We start from the raw sequence: 20,690 nt of genomic DNA, 5'->3' as shown, positions 1-20,690 counted from the left end.
GCCCTCACGTACGGCGACGGGCCCGGCGGCCGGCCTGGCGCGCCGAGGCGATTCCGGGACTGCTCACCGGCCAGTGGGGAGGCCGGGTCAGGGAGCCCGGCAGCTTCGTGGCGGCGTTGCCCCGCGCCGCGTTCAGCTGCGCCTGGGTGAGGAAGAGGGCGCCGCTGAGGTCGGCGTCGGAGAGGTCGGCGTCCCGGAAGTCGGCGCCGATCAGCTCCGCGCGGCGGAGGTCGGCTCCGCGCAGGTCGGCCGCGATGAGGTACGCCCCGCGGAGTTCGGCGCCGCGCAGATCGGCACCCCTGAGCCGGGCTCCGATGAGGTCGGCACCTCGTCGGCTGCGCTTCCCGCCCCCGGGGACCGTGGCGCGTTCGAGTTCGCCGGCGCGCAGCAACAGGGCCGCCGTCCTGTCCCGGTGTGCGGACACGTCCAGTTCCGCGAGCTCCTCGGCCGGCAGACGGGTGAGGCGGTCGGTCGCCCCGAGGGCGTCGCGGAGATCGGCGTACAGGCTCGCCGCCGCGGGCAGGGTGAGCGCTTCGGTGAGATACCAGAGCAGTTCGTGAAGCTGCTTCATCACCGGGAAGACCTGGAACATCTGCTGGGCGGTGTCCGCGGCCGTCCGCCAGTCCCGGCCGGCGTAGGTATCCTGGGACACCTTCTGGCCCGCGCCGAAGCAGTCGTACACGGTGCAGCCGGAGAAGCCTTCGGGCCGCAGCCGGGTGTGTATGCCGCAGCGGAAGTCCTCCGCCAGATTGGGGCAGGGGGTTCCCGCCTCCTTGTTGATCGCGAAGTCCGCCGACGCGGTGAGCGTCAGCGCGACGCAGCACAGCCCGAAGCAGTTCGCGCAGTCGGCGCGCAGGGCGGAGCGTTCGGTGACGGGTGCGGTTGTCGGATCGTCGTCGGGCACGTGCCTGGTTCCTCCGGTGAGCAGTCTCCGCCAAGCTTACGGCCGTACTCGATTCCGGCGGCACGTCCCCTGTCGGTGCAGCGGCGCACACTTGGCAACAGGGCCCGGCACCGGCGAGGGGACAGGACATGAGCGCGTCGCAGGAACAGGAGAGAGGTTTCGAGCCCGCCACGGGCGACGGCCCCGAGGCCGGTGGAAACCCGGGTGGGCGCGCCGGGGAGGTGCGGACCGCCTTCGAGGGACTGCTTCAGATCAGGCGGCTGACCGGTGCGGGGCGCGCGGACCCCGAAGGTGTGCCGGCTTCCTGGGAGCTGCACCGGCCGCTACGGGCCGTGGCGTTGGCGCTGGAGGCCGCCGACATACCCGCGTCGGCCGTCGGCCCGTCCGGTGAGCGGTCGGCCGTGGGCTACCGCGTGCGTGAGGGCGAGACGGCCGGCTCCGTGCGCGTCGAGTGGGCAGGTCCGCCGGGAAGTGGCGCGGCGCACGACGAGGAGGAGGCGCTGGCCGGGTGCGCCACCGTGCTGCGACGGCTGGGGTGGACGGCCCTGCTCTACCGCGGTCCGCGCAGGCGGCGCTTTCTCGAGGTCGAACCACCTGCCCCGGCCCGGTCCTGACGCCTCTCCGCAGCGGGCGCGGGAGCGTTGTCGGACCCATGAGGGATGCTTGACGGTCCGACACCTTCTGACCGGGAGATGCTGAGATGCACGAAGCCGAAATCGCCGCGGCCCAGGCGTACGTCCGTTTACTGGCCGCCACGCGCGCCGCGCTCGCCGACCCGGCCGATGCCCCTCTGTACGTGCCGCTGCTCGCCTCCCCGATCGAGGAGGCCGACGAGGCCCTGCGCAGCGCGGGTCTCGCGGGGAACGAGGACCGGCTCTTCGCTCTCGTACGGAAGCTTCAGCCGAGCTTGACGGGTTCCGGTCGCTGACGGTTCCCAGGCCGCGGTAGGTGCCCCGCCCCGAGTGGAGGCCGGCCGACACATGTGGCCGGGCTTCCTCCGGGGCGCCCACCGCGGCAGGCCGTCCGCGACCGGCCGCTCGGAGGAGCCCCGTCCGGTCGTTCGGGCGAGCCACCACCCTCTCGACGAGCGTCGAGCAGGACGCGCCGCGTCGGTTCCGCCAGAGCTTCGAGTGTCATCTCCCCGTCGCGATGAATTGATTCAAACCCCGAAGAAAGTGGACTGGCCGCTTGACTAGTGCACTGCCCAAACCTAGCGTACGTTCCGGATGAAACGATTCACATCCCCGATCCTGAGCGGTCGCCGGATGACTCTGCTTACGAGGTGTTCATGTCTGATGTGTCGGCCGTCAAGGCAGCTCTGAAGTCTCAGGTCATCGAGACGCCCTCCTGGGGTTACGGCAACTCCGGAACCCGTTTCAAGGTCTTCGCCCAGCCCGGTGTCCCGCGCGACCCGTTCGAGAAGCTTGCGGACGCGGCTCAGGTGCACAGCTATACCGGGGTCGCCCCGAAGGTGTCGCTGCACATTCCGTGGGACAGGGTGGAGGACTACGCGGCGCTGACCCGGCACGCCGAGGAGCTCGGGCTGCGGATCGGTGCGATCAACTCCAACGTCTTCCAGGACGACGACTTCAAGCTGGGTTCGGTGACCCACCCGGACCCGAAGGTCCGCCGCAAGGCCACCGATCACCTGCTCGAATGCGTCGACATCATGGACGCCACCGGCTCCCCCGACCTCAAACTGTGGTTCTCGGACGGCACCAACTACCCCGGCCAGGACGACATCGCGGGTCGCCAGGACCGCCTGGCCGAAGCGCTCGCCGAGGTGTACGAGCGGCTCGGCGACGACCAGCGGATGCTGTTGGAGTACAAGCTCTTCGAGCCCGCGTTCTACACCACCGACGTCCCGGACTGGGGCACCTCGTACGCCCACTGCCTCAAGCTCGGGCCGAAGGCCAAGGTCGTCGTCGACACCGGCCATCACGCACCGGGCACGAACATCGAGTTCATCGTCGCGTTCCTGCTGCGCGAGGGGAAGCTCGGCGCCTTCGACTTCAACTCCCGCTTCTACGCGGACGACGACCTGATGGCAGGCGCCGCCGACCCGTTCCAGCTGTTCCGGATCATGCACGAGGTCGTCAAGAACGGCGGCCTCGAGGCCGAGACCAACGTCAACTTCATGCTCGACCAGTGCCACAACATCGAGGCCAAGATCCCGGCCGTCATCCGCTCGGTCACCAACGTCCAGGAAGCGACCGCCAAGGCACTGCTGATCGACGCGGAGGCGCTGACGGAGGCGCAGCGTTCCGGTGATGTCCTTGCCTCCAACGGAGTGCTGATGGACGCGTTCAACACGGACGTACGGCCGCTGCTCGCCGAGGTCCGGGAAGAGCTCGGCCTGGCGCGCGACCCGTTCGCCGCCTACCTCGCCTCCGGCAACCAGGAGCGCATCGCCGCCGACCGCGTCGGCGGAGAGCAGGCGGGCTGGGGCGCCTGAGCCCCGCTCCCCCGCCTGCGTACGTCCAGCCGCACCCGCCCGACCCTCTTCCCGAAGGAACCCTCATGACGTCCGCGACGCACGCCGAAGTCGCCGCGCTCCTGGAGCGCGCCCACCGGATCGGCTCCGACCCCCGCAACACCAACTACGCCGGCGGCAACGCCTCGGCCAAGGCGACGGAGGCCGACCCGGTCACCGGTGGCGAGGCCGAACTGCTCTGGGTCAAGGGCTCGGGCGGCGACCTCGGCACGCTGACCGAGGCAGGTCTCGCAGTGCTCCGGCTGGACCGGGTGCGAGCGCTCAAGACGGTGTACCCGGGGGTGGAGCGCGAGGACGAGATGGTCTCGGCGTTCGACTACTGCCTGCACGGCAAGGGGGGCGCCGCCCCGTCGATCGACACCGCGATGCACGCGCTGGTCGAGGCCGCGCACGTCGACCATCTGCACCCGGACTCCGGCATCGCTCTGGCGTGCGCCGCCGACGGCGAGAAGCTGACCGCCGAGTGCTTCGGGGACAAGGTCGCCTGGGTGGGCTGGCGCCGGCCCGGCTTCCAGCTGGGTCTCGACATCGCGGCCGTCAAGGAGGCCAATCCCCAGGCGGTCGGCGTCATCCTCGGCGGTCACGGCATCACGGCCTGGGGTGACACCTCCGAGGAGTGCGAGCGCAACGCCCTCTGGATGATCCGGACCGCCGAGACCTTCCTCGAGGAACACGGCAGGGCCGAGCCGTTCGGCCCCGTACTCCCCGGCCGGGAGGCCCTGGAGGAGGAGGCGCGCCGGGAACGGGCCGCGGCCCTCGCTCCGGTGATCCGGGGGCTGGCGTCCAAGGACCGGCCGCAGGTCGGGCACTTCACCGACGCGGCACCTGTGCTGGACTTCCTCTCGCGGGCCGAGCACCCCCGCCTCGCCGCCCTCGGCACCTCCTGCCCGGACCACTTCCTCCGTACGAAGGTCAGCCCGCTGGTCCTCGATCTGCCTGCCGACGCTCCGCTGGAGGAGGCGGTGGCCCGGCTCGAGGTGCTCCACGGGGAGTACCGGGAGGCGTACCGCGCGTACTACGAGCGCCATGCGGAGCCCGGCTCGCCCGCGATGCGTGGAGCGGACCCGGCGATCGTGCTGGTGCCCGGTGTCGGCATGTTCTCGTTCGGCAAGGACAAGCAGACCGCCCGGGTCGCCGGGGAGTTCTACCTCAACGCCATCAATGTGATGCGGGGCGCCGAGGCGGTCTCCACGTACGCGCCGATCGAGGAGTCCGAGAAGTTCCGGATCGAGTACTGGGAGCTGGAGGAGGCCAAGCTCCGCCGGATGCCGAAGCCCAAGGCGCTGGCCACACGGGTCGCGCTGGTCACCGGAGCGGGGTCGGGCATCGGCAAGGCCATCGCGCACCGCCTCGTCGCGGAGGGGGCGTGTGTCGTCGTCGCGGATCTGAACTCCGTGAACGCGGCAGCTGTCGCCGAGGAGCTCGGCGGTCCGGACAAGGCCGTCGCGGTGACCGTGGACGTCACGTCCGAGGAGCAGATCGCCGACGCCTTCAAGGCCGCCGCACTGGCCTTCGGCGGTGTCGACCTGGTCGTCAACAACGCGGGGATCTCCATCTCCAAGCCCCTGCTGGAGACCACCGCCCGGGACTGGGACCTGCAGCACGACATCATGGCGCGCGGTTCGTTCCTGGTGTCCCGTGAGGCGGCGAGGGTGATGCGGGCCCAGGATCTCGGCGGCGACATCATCTACATCGCGTCCAAGAACGCCGTGTTCGCGGGCCCGAACAACATCGCGTACTCGGCCACCAAGGCCGACCAGGCACACCAGGTACGACTGCTGGCGGCCGAGCTCGGCGAGAACGGCATCCGGGTCAACGGGGTCAACCCGGACGGGGTGGTGCGGGGTTCCGGAATCTTCGCTGCCGGCTGGGGAGCCCAGCGCGCGGCGACCTACGGCATCGAGGAGGAGAAGCTGGGCGAGTTCTACGCCCAGCGCACGATCCTCAAGCGCGAGGTGCTCCCGGAGCATGTCGCCAACGCCGTCTTCGCCCTGACCGGTGGGGACCTCACCCACACCACCGGCCTCCACATCCCCGTCGACGCCGGTGTGGCGGCGGCGTTCCTGCGTTGACCAAGTGCCACCCCGCCGCGCCCCGGATGCTGTTCCGTGCACACCCGGGGCGCGGCTCCGCCCGGATCGGATGAGATTTTCCATGTCTGCGACTTCACGGCACGACCCGGTGTTCGCCGCGGTGGACCTGGGCGCCACCAGCGGCCGGGTGATCACCGGCAGGGTGGGCCCCGACGAGCTGGAGCTGACCGAGGCACACCGCTTCGCCAACACGCCGGTCCGGCTCCCCGACGGGCTGCACTGGGACGTACTCGCCCTGTACCAGGGCATGCTGGACGGGCTGCGCGCGGCTGCGCGCAGCGGCCCGGTGGCCTCGGTGGGCGTGGACACCTGGGCCGTTGACTACGGTCTGCTGGATTCGGACGGGTCACTCCTCGGCCTGCCGTTCCATTACCGCGACGCGCGTAACACGCGGGCCGCCGAGGAGGTCATGGCGCGTTTCGACGCGCAGGAGCTGTACGGCATCGGCGGGCTGCAGCATCTGCCGTTCAACACGGTCTTCCAGCTGGCCGCCCACCGTTCGACGGCCCAGTGGCCGGCGGCCAGGACGCTGCTGCTGATGCCCGATCTCCTGGTGTACTGGCTGACGGGATCGGTGGGCGCGGAAGTGACGAACGCGTCGACGACCGCTCTGTTCGACGCGCGGACCGGCGACTGGTCCGATGCGCTGATCGGGCGGCTGGGGCTGGAGCGTTCGCTGTTTCCCGCCCTGCGCGAGCCGGGTGAACGGGCGGGCACCCTGCTTCCGCACGTGGCCGGGTTCACCGGCCTGCCGGAGGACACACCGGTGACGACCGTCGCCTCGCACGACACGGCGTCAGCTGTGGCCGCTGTCCCCGCCACCGAGCCGGGGTTCGCGTATGTGTCGTGCGGTACCTGGTCGCTGGCCGGGCTCGAACTGGACGCACCGGTGCTGACCGGGGAGTCGAGGGCCGCGAATTTCACCAACGAGCGCGGTGTGGACGGCACGGTGCGCTATCTCCGCAACATCATGGGGATGTGGCTGCTGGAGGAGTGCCGCCGGACGTGGGAGCGCGACGGTACGCCGACGGACCTCTCCCGTCTCCTCGCGGACGCGGCGCGTGCACGGCCGTTCGCCGCTGTGATCGACCCGGATGATCCGGTGTTCCTGGCGCCGGGTGACATGCCGTCGCGGATCGACGCGGCTCTCACCCGGACCGGGCAGGCGACGCCGGGCAGCCACGGGGGTTATGTGCGGTGCGTGCTGGAGAGTCTGGCCCTGGCCCATCGCAGGACACTGCGCGAGGCCGCCGCGCTGGCGGGCCGCGAGCTGACCCGGATCCATCTGGTGGGCGGAGGTTCGCGCAACGAGCTGCTCTGCCAGTGGACCGCGGACGCCACCGGTCTGCCGGTCACCGCGGGTCCCGCCGAGGCCACCGCGCTGGGCAATGTGCTGCTCCAGGCGCGGGCGCACGGGCTGGTGGGCGAACTGGCGGACATGCGCAGGCTGGTCGCACGCACACAGGAACTGCGCCATTACACCCCGCAGGGGGACCCGGGAGCCTGGGACCGCGCGGCGGACCGGCTGACGGTACGCGTGTGAGCGGATTCCCTGGCTACCTCCGCCGACGGGCGGCGGCCAGGGAATCCGATGCGTGGACGGCGGGGTTGCGCGCGTGGCCGGTCAGACCGAGGCCAGTCCCAGTTCCTGGTCGCCGAGCGGCTCGAAGTGGCGGGCGACCTCGGCGTCGGTGACCTCGCGGGGCTCGGCGGGGCTCCATCGCGGGGTGCGGTCCTTGTCGATGATCCGGGCGCGCACGCCCTCCACCAGGTCATGCCCGGTGAAGGCCCGGCAGGAGACACGGAACTCCTGGTCGAGGGCGGCTTCGAGGCTGCTGAGCCGCCCGGCCCGCCGCACGGCGGCGAGAGTGACCTTGAGCGCGGTGGGTGATGCGGTGAGGAGGGCGTCCGCGGTCTCCTTCGCGGCGGGCAGTCCGCTGTCGACCAGCCGGTCGATGATCTCCTCGACGGTGTCGGCCGCGTAGCAGTCGTCGATCCACGCGCGGTGATCGCCCAGCTCTCCTTCCGGCGCGTCGGTCGTGTACCGCAGCACCGTGTCCGTCACCTCGGCGGGTGTCGTGCTCCCGGCGAGCGCGGCGGTGAGGTCGGCGAGGTGGTGCGACGGGACGAAGTGGTCGGCCAGCCCGCACAGGATGGCATCCGCGGCGTCGACTGCCCGCCCGGTGAGTGCGAGGTGGGTGCCGAGCTCGCCGGGCGCGCCGGCCAGCAGGTATGTGCCCCCGACGTCGGGGACGAAGCCGATCCCGGTCTCGGGCATCGCGACGCGTGAGCGCTCGGTGACGACGCGCACGTCGCCATGGGCCGACACCCCCACCCCTCCGCCCATCACGATGCCGTCCATCAGCGCCACGTACGGTTTGGGGAACCTGGCGATCCGGGCGTTGAGGCGGTACTCGTCACGCCAGAAGTCCACGGACGCGCGTCGGCCCGCGCGGGCGTCCTCGTAGATCGACCGAATGTCGCCGCCGGCGCAGAGGCCCCTGCCGCCGGCTCCGCCGATCACGACGGCGGTGACCGCGTCGTCGTCCGCGGCCAGGGCCAGCGCCTCGTCGACAGCGCGCACCATGGTGTGGGTGAGCGCGTTCAGTGCCCGGGGACGGTTGAGGGTGATGTGCAGGACGTGGCCCTCGGTGTGCAGCAGGACGGGTTCGTCGTCGTTCATGTGTGCGCTCCGGTCAGCCGTGGACGATCTCTGCGTGCCATTCTGCGTCGCCCGTCGCGGGATCCCGGCGCCGGGTCTCCCGTGATACCGCTGTGGCACTCCGGCATCGCGGGCTCGACAATTGAGATCTACGGGCCGCGACGTCCAGCAGCCCCGCCGGACGACCTCCGGAGCAGGCATGACCGACTCTTCACGGCGAGCAGACGACGACACAGCGTCGCGGCTCCGGATCGACCGGCGCAGCGCCGGCGAGACCGGGACCGCGGAGCGCCTCGCCATGAACCGGACCGGCAGCTTCGAATGGGATCTGGACGCCCGGACCCTGGACATCGACGACGCGGGGCTGTTGGTCTTCGGCCTCGATCCCGGGACCTTCGAGGCGCGGCCGGGGGCAGTGCTGGAGCGGCTGGACGCGACGGAGAGCGCGCGCCTGGACGCCGCGATCCAGGAGGCGATCTCCGGCGGAAGCAGCTCCTACAGCGTCCACTTCCAGGTGCCCCTGCAGGACGGGTCGCGCCAGTGGACGCACGTCCAGGCTCGGATCCTGCGGTCCGAGGACGGCCGGGCACACCGCGTCATCGGTGTGGTGCGGGACGCGACGGCCGAGGTCACCCATTCGGCCTTCGTGCTCGATCTGGAAAAGCGGCGCCGCCGCCAGACGAGCATCGTCGAACGCACCACCGCCGCGATGTCACGTGCGGTGACCGTGGACGACGTCACCGCCGCGCTCACCGGTCCGGGCGGCCTGGTCGGCATCGGGGCGGACGGGCTGGCACTCGGGCTGGTGGAGAACTCCGCACTCAAGATCATCGCACTGAGCGGTGACTCGGTGGAGGTTCTCGAAGGCCTGGGCTCCGGGCAGCTCGACGCGGCGCTCCCGCTCGGGGACACCATCCTCAGCGGGCGCCCCCGGTTCATCACCTCGCTCGGATCACTGATCCGGCGCTACCCGGCGCTCGAGCCGCACATCGGAGAGCTGAACTTCCGGGCCGTCGCCTACCTTCCACTGATAGCTCAGGCCCGCTCGCTGGGGGGACTCGCCCTCTTCTACCGGGACCGCACGGTCTTCAGCGCGGACGAGCGGATCCTGTGCCTGGGACTGGCCGCCATCGTGGCCCAGTCCCTGCAGCGGGCGATCCTCTTCGACGAGGAGCGCGAATTCGCCACCGGGCTCCAGTCTGCGATGCTTCCGCGCCGGATCCAGGAGATCGAGGGCGGCGAGATCGCGGTCCGCTACCACGCCGCGTGGAGCGGACGCGAGGTCGGCGGCGACTGGTACGACGTGATCACCTTGCCCAGAGGCCGCATCGGCGTCGTGGTGGGCGATGTCCAGGGACACGACACGCACGCTGCGGCGATCATGGGCCAGCTGCGTATCGCCCTGCGCGCGTACGCCGCCGAGGGACATCCTCCGGCGACCGTGCTGGCGCGGGCCTCCCGTTTCCTCGCCGAGCTGGACACCGACCGGTTCGCGACATCGACGTACGCGCAGGCCGACCTCGCCACGGGGGCGGTGCGTGTCGCGCGCGCCGGGCACTTCGGGCCGCTGATCAGGCATACCGACGGGCGGGTCGGTGTCCCTCAGGTGCGCGGGGGTCTTCCGCTGGGGATCTCCACGGATTTCCGGGACGAGGAGTATCCGGAGACACGCCTCGACCTCGTGCCGGGCGAGACCCTCGTCCTGTACACGGACGGCCTGGTCGAGGAACCGGGGGCCGACGTCGACACGGGGGTCGCGGCGCTGATCCACGAGGTGAGCGAGGGGCCCGACGGCGCCGAGGCGCTGGCCGACCACCTGTCGGACCGGCTGTGGGAGCGGTGGGGTTCGGGCGACGACGTGGCACTGCTGGTCCTGAGGCGCAGCCCGGATCTCGGGTCTCCGCGTGCGCCCCGGCTGCACCAGTACATCCATCAGGCGGACCCCCAGGGCCTGTCGGAGGCCCGGTCCATCGTCCGTCAGGCGCTGACGGACTGGGAGCTCGCCGGACTGGCGGACGACGCGGAGCTGGTCACCGGGGAGTTGCTGGTCAATGTGCTGCTGCATACGGAGGGCGGGGCGGTACTGACGCTGGAGGTCCTGCCGGAACCCGTGCGGCGCATCAGGCTGTCGGTCCAGGACCGCTCCAGCGTCTGGCCACGGCGGCGCACTCCGGGCGAGACGTCGACCTCGGGACGTGGTCTGCTGCTGCTCGACGCCGTCGCCGAACGCTGGGGCATCGAGCCCCGGGGGGAAGGCAAAGCCGTCTGGTGCGAGATCGGACCTGCCTCCTGATCCTCCGACCGAGGAGGCGGCTGGTGCGCGGCTACGGAGCGGCTAGGGGCGCTGCGGTGGAATGGCGCGGGGGGCGCACCGCAACAGAGTTGTTGCGGTGCGCCCCCGCCCGGCCCGCCGGTGTTCTGCCACCACCGTGCCGGGATGCCGGGACGCGTCAGTGCTGCGCGCTACGGCGCTTACGGACGGACCACAGGATGCCGCCGCCGGCGAGCAGGACCGCGAGAGCGGCTCCGCCGATGACGGGCGTGGCGGACGACGACCCGGTCTCGGCCAGGTCCGGCGCGCTGGTGCTCGGCTCCGCGGGGGCGGGTGCGGCCTCCGTGGCGGTCTCGCTCGGCGTCGCACTGGGCTCGGGGGTCTCCGAGGCCGACGGCTCCGTGCTCGGGGTCTCCGAAGGCGTCGCCTCGGTCGGGGTGGGCGACGGGGTCTCGTCCTCACACACCGGAGCGGTCTTCGTGGCGTCGACGGAGTACTTGGCGTTGTCCCCGGCCTTGACGACGAGGCGGACAGTCAGCTCCTTGTCGTGCTCCGGGAGCTGGAGCGGCGTCTTCGTGCTGAAGTCGCGGCCGAACTGGGTCGTGGCAAGCAGATCGTCCCCGCCCACGACGGAAACGGTCACCTCGTTGGTGGCGTCGGCCGAGTAGGCCGTCAGGTTGAGCGTCACTTCGGAGCAGGTCACGGCCCAGGTGGGGGTGTGAGCTGCGGCCGGTCCTGCGGAGAGGACTCCGCCGGCCAGGCCGACTACCGCGGCGGCCGCGAATGCTCCCGCGCCGCGCCACGATCTCCTGGGTATGGTCATGGATTATTCCTCCATATGAGTTCACCGCTGAGATGGCGGTGGGGCGCACAGTACTGCTCCCCATCCCAGGGGGCGCACCCGCCCCATCCCTCAGCTGTGCGCCAACCGTGCCCAGATCGCCGCTACTTGTGACATGACGGACACACCAGGATGGCCGGAAGCCATTGTGCTCACAGTCCTTCCGGCTCTCTGTGAGGGTGATTTCAGAGGGGCTTGTGCATGATGTGCAGTCCCACATAGCCCTGCGCGGGGTGGTTGAACCCCTCGGGCAGGGTCCCGACGACCTCGAACCCGAGAGAGCGGTACAGACGGACGGCGTGGATGTTCGTCTCCACCACGGCGTTGAACTGCATGGCGCGATACCCCGCCGTACGCGCCCAGTCCACCGTGTACTCGCAGAGGGCCCTGCCCACGCCCCGGCCCGAGTGCTCGGGGGCCACCATGTAGCTCGCACTGGCGATGTGCGAGCCGTTGCCCATGTGGTTCCTGTTCATCTTGGCCGTGCCGAGGACGGTCCCGGCGTCGTCGACCGCGACCACCGTACGGGCCGGCTCCGGGAGGAGCCACCAGTCCCGGGCCACGTCCTCACCGAGTTCCACAGGGTAGGTGAACGTCTCGCCCGCAGCGACGATGGCATGGAAGAACGGCCAGATGGCGGGCCAGTCCCTGTCGGTGGCTTCCCTGATCAACATGGAGGCCAAGATGCCCCGGTGGACCGCCCCGTGCAATCGCTTTATCGATCACCGCGTCCCGGCCGGCGCAGCCCCAGCCTGACGAGCAGCCCCCGTCCCCCGCCGGGACTCCCGCCAGGGCGGCGAGGAACGTGGCCGCTCTGCCCGAATGCCGGTCCTGGGACGTCCGGGGCCGGCCGTACGGCCGCCGGGCGGATCGGAGCGGGGCGGATCCCGGGGTCGAATCCGGGTCGCGGCGCGGGGCGGACTTCACGCGCCTGTTCCAGCTCCAGCGTCAGATTCACCCGGCGCCAGAGGATTTCGTCCGGATCATCCGCCAGCATCAGCCTCGTCATGGCCTCCTTCCCGGACACGGAGCCCGGGCGCCCGAAGACGGAGTCCGGCTGCATACGCGCCAGGTAGGCCCGCTCATAGGGGTCCTCGACCACCTCCGCGAGCTGGACGGGGTCCAGAGCGGAGGCCTGCAGGGCCGCGCGCGTCCAGGGGTCATCAGTGCGGCTCAGCAGGCGGTCGATCCTGCGTGAACGCCAGTTGCGCGCACGCCAGTCGGTGCCGCCCTCCAGCATGGTCCGCATCCCCACCGGATTCTTACCCCCGATCAAATCGGGCTCTCTCGCGGCGAAGGCGAGAAGCTCGTCCACCAGATAGAGCCAGACCACCGCGCGGTAGCGGTTCAGATAGAACGCGACCGGCGAGATGCACCCGATGCGGGCGAGGCCGGTGAAGCGCACGGGCCTCACTCCGAGGAGGGTGGCACCCTCCGCCGTGCCCGCCGTACGCACCTGGTCCCGGAGCGATCCGGGAAACCCCGGCAGCCCACGCAGCCGGTCGATCTCCTGCTGACGGATCCGGGGCCTCGCCCCGGCAGTCGCCGGCTCCGCACGGATCAGTCCCAGATGGACGGCGAGATCGAATTCGCCCCGTTTCAAGGTCAGCTCCCGAGCCGCGCGTCCGACGGACAGGCAGCCGGATACCGCCGCGTCGGCGGTGTGCGTGCGGGTGGCTTCCGTAATGGTCATGGCCGTCCTCCCCCGTGAGGTCGAATACTCTCTGTGACCACGGTAGCTCGGGGAGGAATCATCCGCCGAGCCTGTGGATAACTCCCGGAAATCCACAGAAGTCGCAGGTCAGAGGTTGGCCAGGCATTCGGAGCCCTTAGCGCGCCGTCACGCCTAGGTGCTCGCCCACCCGATTGACCAACAGGGTCATCTCATAGGCGACCTGGCCGACATCGGCCTCGGCGGCGGTCAGTACGCACAGGCAGCTGCCGTCCCCGGCCGCCGTCACGAACAGCAGCGCCTCGTCGAACTCCACCATGGTCTGGCGTGCTCTTCCCGCACCGAAGTGACGCCCCGATCCTCGGGCCAGGCTCTGCAGCCCGGACGAGACCGCCGCGAGGTGCTCCGCGTCCTCCCGGGCCAGGCTGGTGCTGGCCCCGGTCACCAGCCCGTCGTTCGACAGCACCAGCGCGTGCTGGATGTGCTCCACCCGGCTGGTGAGATCGTCAAGAAGCCAGTCAAGTCCCCGGTCCAGCGCCATGTGCTCGTCCTCCCCGTTCATCCGTTCCCCCGCCTGTCGCGCCAGCCTTGCGCACGGCTCCCCTGCGGGCAAGCGCCTCCCCGGTGCCGGGGCGTTGCTTCGCGCCACCGTCCGCCCGGCCCGGGGCCGGGCGGACGGTTCTCGGCGTGGGATACGGATGACCTTGACGGGCGCCCGCCTCAAGCCGGGCCGGCGGCCTGGCCGACCGAGTCGAGCAGCCGCGCGGTATGCATCCGCCCCGCGTACTCGACCATGCGGATGAGAACTTCCTTTCCCGAGGCACGGTCGCGCGCGTCGCACAGGACGACGGGGGTGCCCCGGTCCAGATCCAGTGCGCGCGAGACGTCGTCCTCGGCGTAGGTCCTCGCGCCCGTGAAGCAGTTGACCGCGACGACGAAGGGGATGCGGCGGTGCTCGAAGTAGTCGACGGCCGGGAAGCAGTCCTCGAGTCGCCGGGTGTCGGCCAGGACGACGGCTCCGAGCGCCCCCTGCGACAGTTCGTCCCAAAGGAACCAGAAGCGGTCCTGCCCCGGCGTGCCGAACAGGTAGAGCGACAGTCCGGAGCGGATGGTGATCCGTCCGAAGTCCATGGCGACCGTGGTGGTGGTCTTCTGATCCACCCCGCCGGTGTCGTCGACGGAATGTCCGGCCTCGCTGAGGAGTTCCTCCGTCCGCAACGGCCGGATTTCGCTCACCGCGCCGACGAGGGTCGTCTTGCCGACTCCGAAGCCGCCGGCGACCAATATCTTCAGGGCGAGTGCCGTGGAGTCCCCGGCCTCTTCCTGGTCTGTGCTGTCCACATGCTCGGAGGACATCGATCACTTCTCTCGCGAGTGCCGTCGGTAGAGGCGACAGCATGACAATCAGAGGCAGTCGCCGAAGACAGTGAACGGATTTTGACTTATATGTCCGGACTGGTTCGCTCAATGCCCGCATGAAGTCGCTATCCGTCCTGAGTAGGTGGTGCGCACGACAACTACAGGAGCCCTCAGAGCGCCCGCAGGCCGTCGATCACCTCGCGCAGGATGCGCTCGTCGGGGAGTTGGGCGGGCGGGACGGGCCTGCTGACCCGGACACAGCCGGCTTCGAGCAGATCTCCGAGAAGCACCCGCACCACCCCTACGGGCAGATCGGCGTCGGCGGACAGTTCCGCGACGGACTGGACCTCGTCACGGCACAGGCCCAGCAGAGCCCGGTGCTCGGGGCCCAGCAGCGCCTCGCCCTGACGGCCGCCTGCTCCGTCGTCGGCCGTCACGAGTGCGATCAGGTCGAACCGGACCCCACTGGGCCCCGGCTGCGTCCGGCCGCCCGTGACTGCGTACGGGCGGACCAGTGGGCCCGCCTCGGCGTCGTACCACTGACTCCCCGGCGGTAGGGACCCGTGGCCCGGGGGTACTCCGCCCGTGCTTCCCGGCGGCACCCCGCCCTCGCTCATCCGCACGTGCCCGTCCTCAGCCCGTCGCCGGTGGCCCGGCGAGCCTCACCGGAGTGGCGAGGTGTTCGCCCACCCGTTTCACCAGCCGCGCCATCTCGTACGCCACGAGGCCGATGTCCGCGAACGCCGTGCTCAGGACGGTGAGGCAGGAACCGTCCCCGGCGGCGACGACGAACAGGAAGCCGTCGTCCATCTCGACCATCGTCTGGCGTACGCCCCCGGCGCCGAAGTGCCGTCCCGTACCCTTGGCCAGGCTGTTGAAGCCCGAGGCCACGGCCGCGAGGTGTTCCGCGTCCTCACGGCTCAGCGCCAGGGAGGCGCCGACGGCAAGGCCGTCGTTACTCAGGACGACGGCGTGCCGGATCTCGGCGATCCGCGCGACCAGATCGTCCAGCAGCCAGTCGAGTTCGCCGGAACCGCGGGGCGCCCGTCCGGGCCTCTCGTTCACGATCATGTCTGCTCTCCTTCGGTGTGCCGACGGAACGGGGACACGGGTGCCGAGCGGCCCGAGGAGTTGCTCCCCGGCGCCCTGCCGCCCCCGCGGACCCATCCGTCCCGGTATGCGGTCATGCGGTCTCGGGCCTGTTCGGGAGTGCGTCCCGGCGTGGGCCCTCCGTCGGGGTCCGGCACGCCCTCCTCCGGCTTCGGCTGCTCACGCAGCTGGGGTACGAGGCTGGCCTGGCGGACGCGCCGAGGCAGATCGCCGTCCTCCTCGGTGGAGCGAGGACGCCGGTGCAGAGTGGTCACCGGTGCCGGTCCGGGCCGCGGCCCGGACCCGGACCCCGGGGCCGCCCCCCGCTCGAGGGCGGGCACGGCGGCCGGTGCTGGGAAGGCGGGGGGGCGGGGCCGGGCGGCGGGGTGCGGGGCGAGCCTTCCGGGCCCGGGACCGTCGTCGTCCCTGGCCACCGTCGCCGTCCGGGTAGCGGCGCCCGCCGGACCGGCAGGCGAGCCCTCCGGAAGCGCGCTCTGGAGCAGCGCCGTCGGCAGCAGGACCACGGCGGTCGTGCCCCCGTACGGGGATGTGCGCAGCTGGACCTTGACCCGGTGACGGGCGGAGAGCCTGCTCACCACGAAGAGGCCGAGCCGGTCGCTGTCGAAGAGGTCGAGCGCCTCGGACTGCTCGATGCGGCGGTTCGCCTCGTCGAGCAGTTCCTTGCCCATGCCGAGCCCGCGGTCCTCGATCTCCAAGGCGTAACCGTTGCCCACGGGTTCCCCGCTGATCCGCACCTTCGTGTGCGGTGGCGAGAACTGGGCCGCGTTCTCCACGAGTTCGGCCAGCAGATGGGTGAGGTCGGCCACCGCCGCGCCCTTCACGCCGGCGTCGGGCAGCGCCCGCACCTCCACGCGCGCGTAGTCCTCGATCTCCGAGACCGCCGCGCGTACGACGTTGGTCAGCGGTACGGGCATCCGCCAGGCGCGCCCCGGGGCGGCGCCGGAGAGGATGATCAGGCTTTCGGCGTGCCGTCTCATGCGGGTGGTGAGGTGGTCGAGGCGGAACAGGTCCCCGAGTTCGCCCGGGTCGTCGGCACGACGCTCCATGCCGTCGAGGAGCGTGAGCTGGCGGTGGACGAGGACCTGGCTGCGGCGGGCCAGGTTGACGAAGACCCCGGAGATGCCACTGGCGAGTTCGGCGCGCTCGACCGCGGCGTCGAGAGCCGCCCGGTGCACGGTGTCCAGGGCTTCCCCGACCTGGCCGATCTCGTCGTGGGACGTCCGCCCGGGCGGCGCTTCGGCCCGTACGTCGATCTCCTCACCGGCACGCAGGCGCCGCATTGCCTGGGGAAGCTTGTACCGGGCGATCTCCAGCGCGCCGTCCCGGAGGCCGACGAGTTCGACGACGAGCCCGCGGCCGATCCGCACGGAGATCACCAACGAAGCGGCGACGGCGAGGAATCCGAGCAGGACGGCTGCCCCCGCCGGGCTGAACAGCGCATGTGTGAAGGGGCCCGCGCGGTCGGACGTGTGGCCGCCGGCCGGCGTCCCGATGGCGCGCAGCTCCGTGCGTACCGTCGCCACGTCCCGCTCCCATGCGTCGGGCACCGCCTCCGCCGCGCGGCGGCCGGGGGGTGCGGCCAGCACGGTGTCCTCGGCCGCCGTGAGCCGCCGGTAGGCGGTGCGGTCGGTGAGGGCGCGCCATGCCTCCCGTCCGGCGGCCGGCAGATCGGCTCCGGCGGACCCGGACAGAGCCCGGCGGGTCGCCACGGCGCCGGTGAACAGGCGCAGTTGTTCCCCGTCGAGCCTGCCGGTCGGCAGGGCCGATGCCAGCACGGCCTCCTCCCGGGCCAGCATCTCCCCGCTCCGCTCCAGTTCGAGGTGAACGCGGGCCTCCGATCCGGTTTCGGCGTCATGGGTGCCGGTCAGGGCCCCCGAGACCTCGAAGGCCGCGGCGATGGTCCCGGTGTACCGCGTGTACGCGGCCCGCGTCTCGTCGTCGGTGGCCCGGGTTCTGCCGGAATCCCCCACGGGCGGGTCCAGGATCCCGGTGCGCAGGGTCCGCAGCCGCTGAGCCTGGTCCAGGAACGTGCTCAGCCGGCCGGCGGCTCCTGCGGAGAGGATGCCGGCGTCGGCGACGGTGTGCGAATCACCCAGGCGCAGTGCGTCAAGTGCCGTGTCCGTGCGTTCGGCCCGCTGTTGCAGGGCCCCGGCGTGCCCGGCGCCAGGGGCGGCCAGCTGGCGCAGCGCCGCAGTACGTTCGCCCTGCAGCGCGCTGACGGCTGCGGCGACCGGGGCTCGTACCGTGCTGTCCACGCGCTGGACCTCACGCAGGCGTGCCACGTCCTGCGCCGTGGTGACGGTGGCGAGCCCCCAGAGGGCGAGCAGGGAGACGACGGGCACCATCAGGAGTGAAATGATCTTTGCCCGTACGGTCCGGGGGCGTAGAGACCCGCGTCCCGGTACGGGCCCGGCGGGGGAAGGCCGCTCCGCCTCGGGCGCGGGACGTTCGTCCGCGGGCGGTCCGGCGTGCGCGCGCCGTCCGCGCGGCGGTGTCACGGACCGGCCGGTGTGCGCGCCTGGGTCCGGGGTCGTCGTACGGGGTGTGCGCATGGCCTCCTCGTTCCGGGTGGGGAGCTCTGTGCCCCGAATCGCTGCATACGGCAGGTGAGCTGCAGGTCCGGCGGCTGTCAGGTGGCGGCCTCGGCGGGCCGTTCGGCGGAGGCGCCCCTGGGGGCCGTGGTCGACGCCTCGGCCGTGTGGTTCCGGGCGGGCGGGGAGAGGGCGACGAACGCCGAGGTCAGGAAGAGGTACGACCCGAGGCCGACGGCAAGCGGGAAGATGAACTGCATCACCGTGGCTCCGGGGAGCTCGGATCCCGACGGTGCGACCCGCACGCCGACGGCCAGCATTCCGGTGTAGTGCATGCTGCTCACCGCCGCGCCCATGACGAGCGACGCGAGGGCCACGGCCCCGGGTGACCTGATGTGGAGTGCGGCCCAAAGGGCGGCGGTGGCGGCGACGACGGCGATGACGACGGAGACCGTCACCAGCAGGGGGTCGTAGGCGACGGTCCCGTGGAGGCGCAGAGCGGCCATGCCCAGGTAGTGCATGCTGGCGACGCCGAGGCCCGTCGTGAGGCCGCCCACGAGGAGGGCCCGGGTGCGGTCCCGGCCGTAGCCGACGGTGAAGACTCCCGCCCCGACCACCAGCATGGCGACCAGGAGGCTGAGGAGGGTGAGCGGCACGTCGTAGCGGATGTCGGTACCGGTGACGCCGAAACCGAGCATGGCGACGAAGTGCATCGTCCAGATGCCGGTGCCGAGGGCGGACGCGGCCGTGAGGAGCCAGTTGCGGCGTGATCGGCCGCTGGTGCCGAGCGCGCGCACGGTGCAGCGGAGTCCGAGTGCGGCGCCGATCGCTGCCATCGCGTACGACAGCACGGGGGTAAGCCAGCCGAAGGTGGCGTGGTCCAGGTGTCCCATGGGTCCGGGACGCTAGCCCGCACCGGGGCGCACACCAGGGGCGCATTTCGAAAGGTGCTGGGATATGACAGAGAGATGTTCCCGAACGATCGGGCAACGTTCGAACATGTGCACCGCTTCGTGCCGTTCCGCTCGGGTGCGGGCTGCGCGATCATGTCCGTATGGCCGACGACCGGACACAGGTGCAGGACTTCTTCTCCGCGCGGGCGGCGGACTGGGACAGCCGTTTCCCCGATGACGGCCCGGCCTTCGCCGTCGCCGTCGGGGAGCTCGGTCTGCGTCCCGGCGGCGCCGTGCTCGACGCGGGGTGCGGTACAGGGCGCGCGCTGGCGGCGCTGCGTGCCGCCGTCGGGCCCGGTGGGACGGTTCTCGGGGCCGACCTGACGCCCGCGATGCTGGATGCGGCCCGGCGGGTGGGGAAGGCGGCAGGCGGCACCTTGCTGCTCGCCGATGCCGCGCGGCTTCCGCTGCGCGCCGGGTCCCTCGACGCCGTCTTCGCCGCCGGGCTGATCTCGCATCTCCCGCACCCCGGGCAGGGGCTCTCGGAGCTGGCGCGTGTGGTGCGGCCCGGTGGCCGGCTCGCGCTGTTCCACCCCATAGGCCGTGCCGCGCTGGCCGCACGGCACGGCCGGGTCCTTTCGGACGACGATCTCAGGGCGGAACCCCGCCTTACGCCCCTTCTGGCGGACGCGGGCTGGCGGCTGGACACCTACACCGACGAGGACAGCCGATTCCTGGCACTGGCCGTTCGGACCGGCTGAGCGGTCGCCCTCGGGCCCCGGGCACTGTGGGCCGCGCCCTCCCGGTCACTCGGCCGGTGTGTCCGGGTGCCGCCCGTGCGGCACGGGGCAGCCGCGCACACCCGGTGTCGGGAACGTGCCGAGCCCGGACAGCTCGTAGCCGTCCGGGTAGCCCTTGATCTCCGGGTTCTGGCGGGCGTAATGCGGGGTCGAACGCGGCGGCATGAGCCGTACGGCGCGGGCCCTCAGGCGCAGGGCCCCGCGGGTCAGTCCCCGGGCGAGGGGCCCCGGGCGCTCGTACCGGAACGCCCGGAGCAGCGAATCGTCCAGGAGAGCCAGGCTGGCTCCGCGGACCACGGAGGCGAGCGGGCGCGGGTACCAGGAGCCCATCAGGGCCAGGGTGGCGTCGGACACCGCGCGTGCGCCCTCGTCCCAGCCGAAGTGCTCCTCCTCGTACGAGTCCAGGGCGCGCTCGAAGTCCTCGTAGGTCTGCGGCACGTCCTGGATTCCCATCCGGGCGCCGAGCGTGCGGTAGTACGCGGCGAAGGCCCGCAGTTCGTGGCCGGACAGCCTGCGCCAGCCGTACGTGTCGAGCCAGCGTTTGGGGGTGACGACGAAGGTGCACAGCACGTAGCGCATGTCGTCGTTGCTGATGTCGTAGCTGCGGTGCATCCGGTTGATCCGCCGGACGGCCGTACGGCCCTCCTCGCTGTCGAAACCGTGCTCGACCACGGCGTCGAGAAGAAGTGCGGTGTCGTCGTACCTCTTCTGTGAACGTTCCGTCAGTTCGCCCGTCTCGGCGAGCAGTCGGCCGATGCTGGGGACGGCGTACGTGCGGTACAGGGCGAGTTCGAGAGCGCGGGTGATGTCCCAGGGGAACTCGTACGACACGGTGAGCCTGTAGATCTCGAGGAAGTCCCGCTCCGGGTCCAGCCGCTGGATCTCCTTCAGACGTTCGAACCGCTTCACCATGCTGTCCCCCTCGTCGGCCGGAGCCACAACCCTACGTGTGCCGGGCAGGCCGGCACCACGGCACGAGGGGCGCCGCGGCGTGCCCCGGTGACCGGTGGCGCACTCCGGGTACGTGGCCGTTATCGCTTGTCAGGGCCTCGACGACAG

19 protein-coding genes are annotated in these 20,690 nt (G+C 71.3%); 7 read left to right on the top strand and 12 right to left on the bottom strand.

What is annotated here, in order from left to right; translation table 11 throughout:
* Positions 1–4 precede the first annotated feature (4 nt).
* On the bottom strand, positions 5–904 hold the full coding sequence (locus tag OG379_RS37190; protein ID WP_405667668.1) for a pentapeptide repeat-containing protein: 900 nt from the start codon (positions 902–904) through the stop codon (positions 5–7).
* Positions 905–1,032: 128 nt separating this feature from the next.
* Here OG379_RS37190 and OG379_RS37185 point away from each other — a divergent pair, with 128 nt between their 5' ends.
* The 5 genes from OG379_RS37185 (at position 1,033) to OG379_RS37165 (ending at position 7,034) form a co-directional block, all read left to right on the top strand.
* On the top strand, positions 1,033–1,518 hold the full coding sequence (locus OG379_RS37185) for a hypothetical protein (protein WP_405667667.1): 486 nt from the start codon (positions 1,033–1,035) through the stop codon (positions 1,516–1,518).
* Positions 1,519–1,604: 86 nt separating this feature from the next.
* Positions 1,605–1,832, top strand: a complete 228-nt coding sequence (locus OG379_RS37180) for a hypothetical protein (RefSeq protein ID WP_405667665.1) — start codon at positions 1,605–1,607, stop codon at positions 1,830–1,832.
* A gap of 360 nt (positions 1,833–2,192) precedes the next feature.
* The gene (gene rhaI, locus OG379_RS37175) at positions 2,193–3,359 is read left to right on the top strand and encodes an L-rhamnose isomerase (RefSeq protein WP_405667664.1); all 1,167 of its coding nucleotides are present in this window, start codon (positions 2,193–2,195) and stop codon (positions 3,357–3,359) included.
* A 65-nt stretch (positions 3,360–3,424) separates the two neighbouring features.
* Positions 3,425–5,470, top strand: a complete 2,046-nt coding sequence (locus tag OG379_RS37170; RefSeq protein ID WP_405667663.1) for a bifunctional aldolase/short-chain dehydrogenase — start codon at positions 3,425–3,427, stop codon at positions 5,468–5,470.
* Between the two features lie 82 nt (positions 5,471–5,552).
* The gene (locus OG379_RS37165) at positions 5,553–7,034 is read left to right on the top strand and encodes a rhamnulokinase family protein (protein ID WP_405667661.1); all 1,482 of its coding nucleotides are present in this window, start codon (positions 5,553–5,555) and stop codon (positions 7,032–7,034) included.
* An 81-nt stretch (positions 7,035–7,115) separates the two neighbouring features.
* Here the strand turns inward: OG379_RS37165 and OG379_RS37160 are convergent, their stop codons facing one another.
* A complete protein-coding gene (locus tag OG379_RS37160) occupies positions 7,116–8,174 on the bottom strand; it encodes an enoyl-CoA hydratase/isomerase family protein (RefSeq protein WP_405667660.1) in 1,059 nt (352 codons plus the stop codon).
* A gap of 178 nt (positions 8,175–8,352) precedes the next feature.
* Between OG379_RS37160 and OG379_RS37155 the strand changes: the two genes are divergently transcribed.
* Positions 8,353–10,446, top strand: a complete 2,094-nt coding sequence (locus OG379_RS37155; RefSeq protein WP_405667659.1) for a SpoIIE family protein phosphatase — start codon at positions 8,353–8,355, stop codon at positions 10,444–10,446.
* A 157-nt stretch (positions 10,447–10,603) separates the two neighbouring features.
* Here OG379_RS37155 and OG379_RS37150 read toward each other — a convergent pair whose 3' ends face one another.
* The 9 genes from OG379_RS37150 to OG379_RS37110 form a co-directional block, all read right to left on the bottom strand.
* Positions 10,604–11,248: an LAETG motif-containing sortase-dependent surface protein gene (locus OG379_RS37150; RefSeq protein WP_405667657.1), complete on the bottom strand. Its 645-nt coding sequence runs from the start codon at positions 11,246–11,248 to the stop codon at positions 10,604–10,606.
* 203 nt (positions 11,249–11,451) lie between these two features.
* Positions 11,452–11,940, bottom strand: coding sequence for a GNAT family N-acetyltransferase (locus OG379_RS37145; protein WP_405667656.1), 489 nt, complete (start codon positions 11,938–11,940; stop codon positions 11,452–11,454).
* Positions 11,941–11,981: 41 nt separating this feature from the next.
* Positions 11,982–12,959 carry a DUF6397 family protein gene (locus tag OG379_RS37140; RefSeq protein ID WP_405667654.1) on the bottom strand — a complete coding sequence of 326 codons (978 nt, stop codon included), beginning with the start codon at positions 12,957–12,959 and terminating at the stop codon, positions 11,982–11,984.
* A gap of 136 nt (positions 12,960–13,095) precedes the next feature.
* On the bottom strand, positions 13,096–13,479 hold the full coding sequence (locus OG379_RS37135; protein ID WP_356710879.1) for a roadblock/LC7 domain-containing protein: 384 nt from the start codon (positions 13,477–13,479) through the stop codon (positions 13,096–13,098).
* 179 nt (positions 13,480–13,658) lie between these two features.
* Entirely contained in the window at positions 13,659–14,294 is a 636-nt protein-coding gene (locus OG379_RS37130) for a GTP-binding protein (protein WP_405667653.1), read from the bottom strand.
* A gap of 173 nt (positions 14,295–14,467) precedes the next feature.
* A complete protein-coding gene (locus tag OG379_RS37125) occupies positions 14,468–14,914 on the bottom strand; it encodes a DUF742 domain-containing protein (RefSeq protein ID WP_405668793.1) in 447 nt (148 codons plus the stop codon).
* A gap of 16 nt (positions 14,915–14,930) precedes the next feature.
* Complete coding sequence (locus tag OG379_RS37120) at positions 14,931–15,368, bottom strand: roadblock/LC7 domain-containing protein (RefSeq protein WP_405667651.1); 438 nt, start codon at positions 15,366–15,368, stop codon at positions 14,931–14,933.
* On the bottom strand, positions 15,365–17,959 hold the full coding sequence (locus OG379_RS37115) for a nitrate- and nitrite sensing domain-containing protein (RefSeq protein WP_405667649.1): 2,595 nt from the start codon (positions 17,957–17,959) through the stop codon (positions 15,365–15,367). Before OG379_RS37115 ends, OG379_RS37120 begins: the two co-directional genes overlap by 4 nt.
* A 77-nt stretch (positions 17,960–18,036) precedes the next feature.
* Complete coding sequence (locus OG379_RS37110) at positions 18,037–18,831, bottom strand: MHYT domain-containing protein (RefSeq protein WP_405667648.1); 795 nt, start codon at positions 18,829–18,831, stop codon at positions 18,037–18,039.
* A 161-nt stretch (positions 18,832–18,992) separates the two neighbouring features.
* Between OG379_RS37110 and OG379_RS37105 the strand changes: the two genes are divergently transcribed.
* Positions 18,993–19,592, top strand: a complete 600-nt coding sequence (locus OG379_RS37105; RefSeq protein WP_405667646.1) for a class I SAM-dependent methyltransferase — start codon at positions 18,993–18,995, stop codon at positions 19,590–19,592.
* 45 nt (positions 19,593–19,637) lie between these two features.
* Here OG379_RS37105 and OG379_RS37100 read toward each other — a convergent pair whose 3' ends face one another.
* On the bottom strand, positions 19,638–20,543 hold the full coding sequence (locus OG379_RS37100; protein WP_405667644.1) for an oxygenase MpaB family protein: 906 nt from the start codon (positions 20,541–20,543) through the stop codon (positions 19,638–19,640).
* Positions 20,544–20,690: the final 147 nt, after the last annotated feature.

The organism is Streptomyces sp. NBC_01166 (assembly GCF_045039765.1).
In the GTDB taxonomy this organism is placed as follows: domain Bacteria; phylum Actinomycetota; class Actinomycetes; order Streptomycetales; family Streptomycetaceae; genus Streptomyces.
This window is presented reverse-complemented; position numbering and strand designations above follow the sequence as displayed.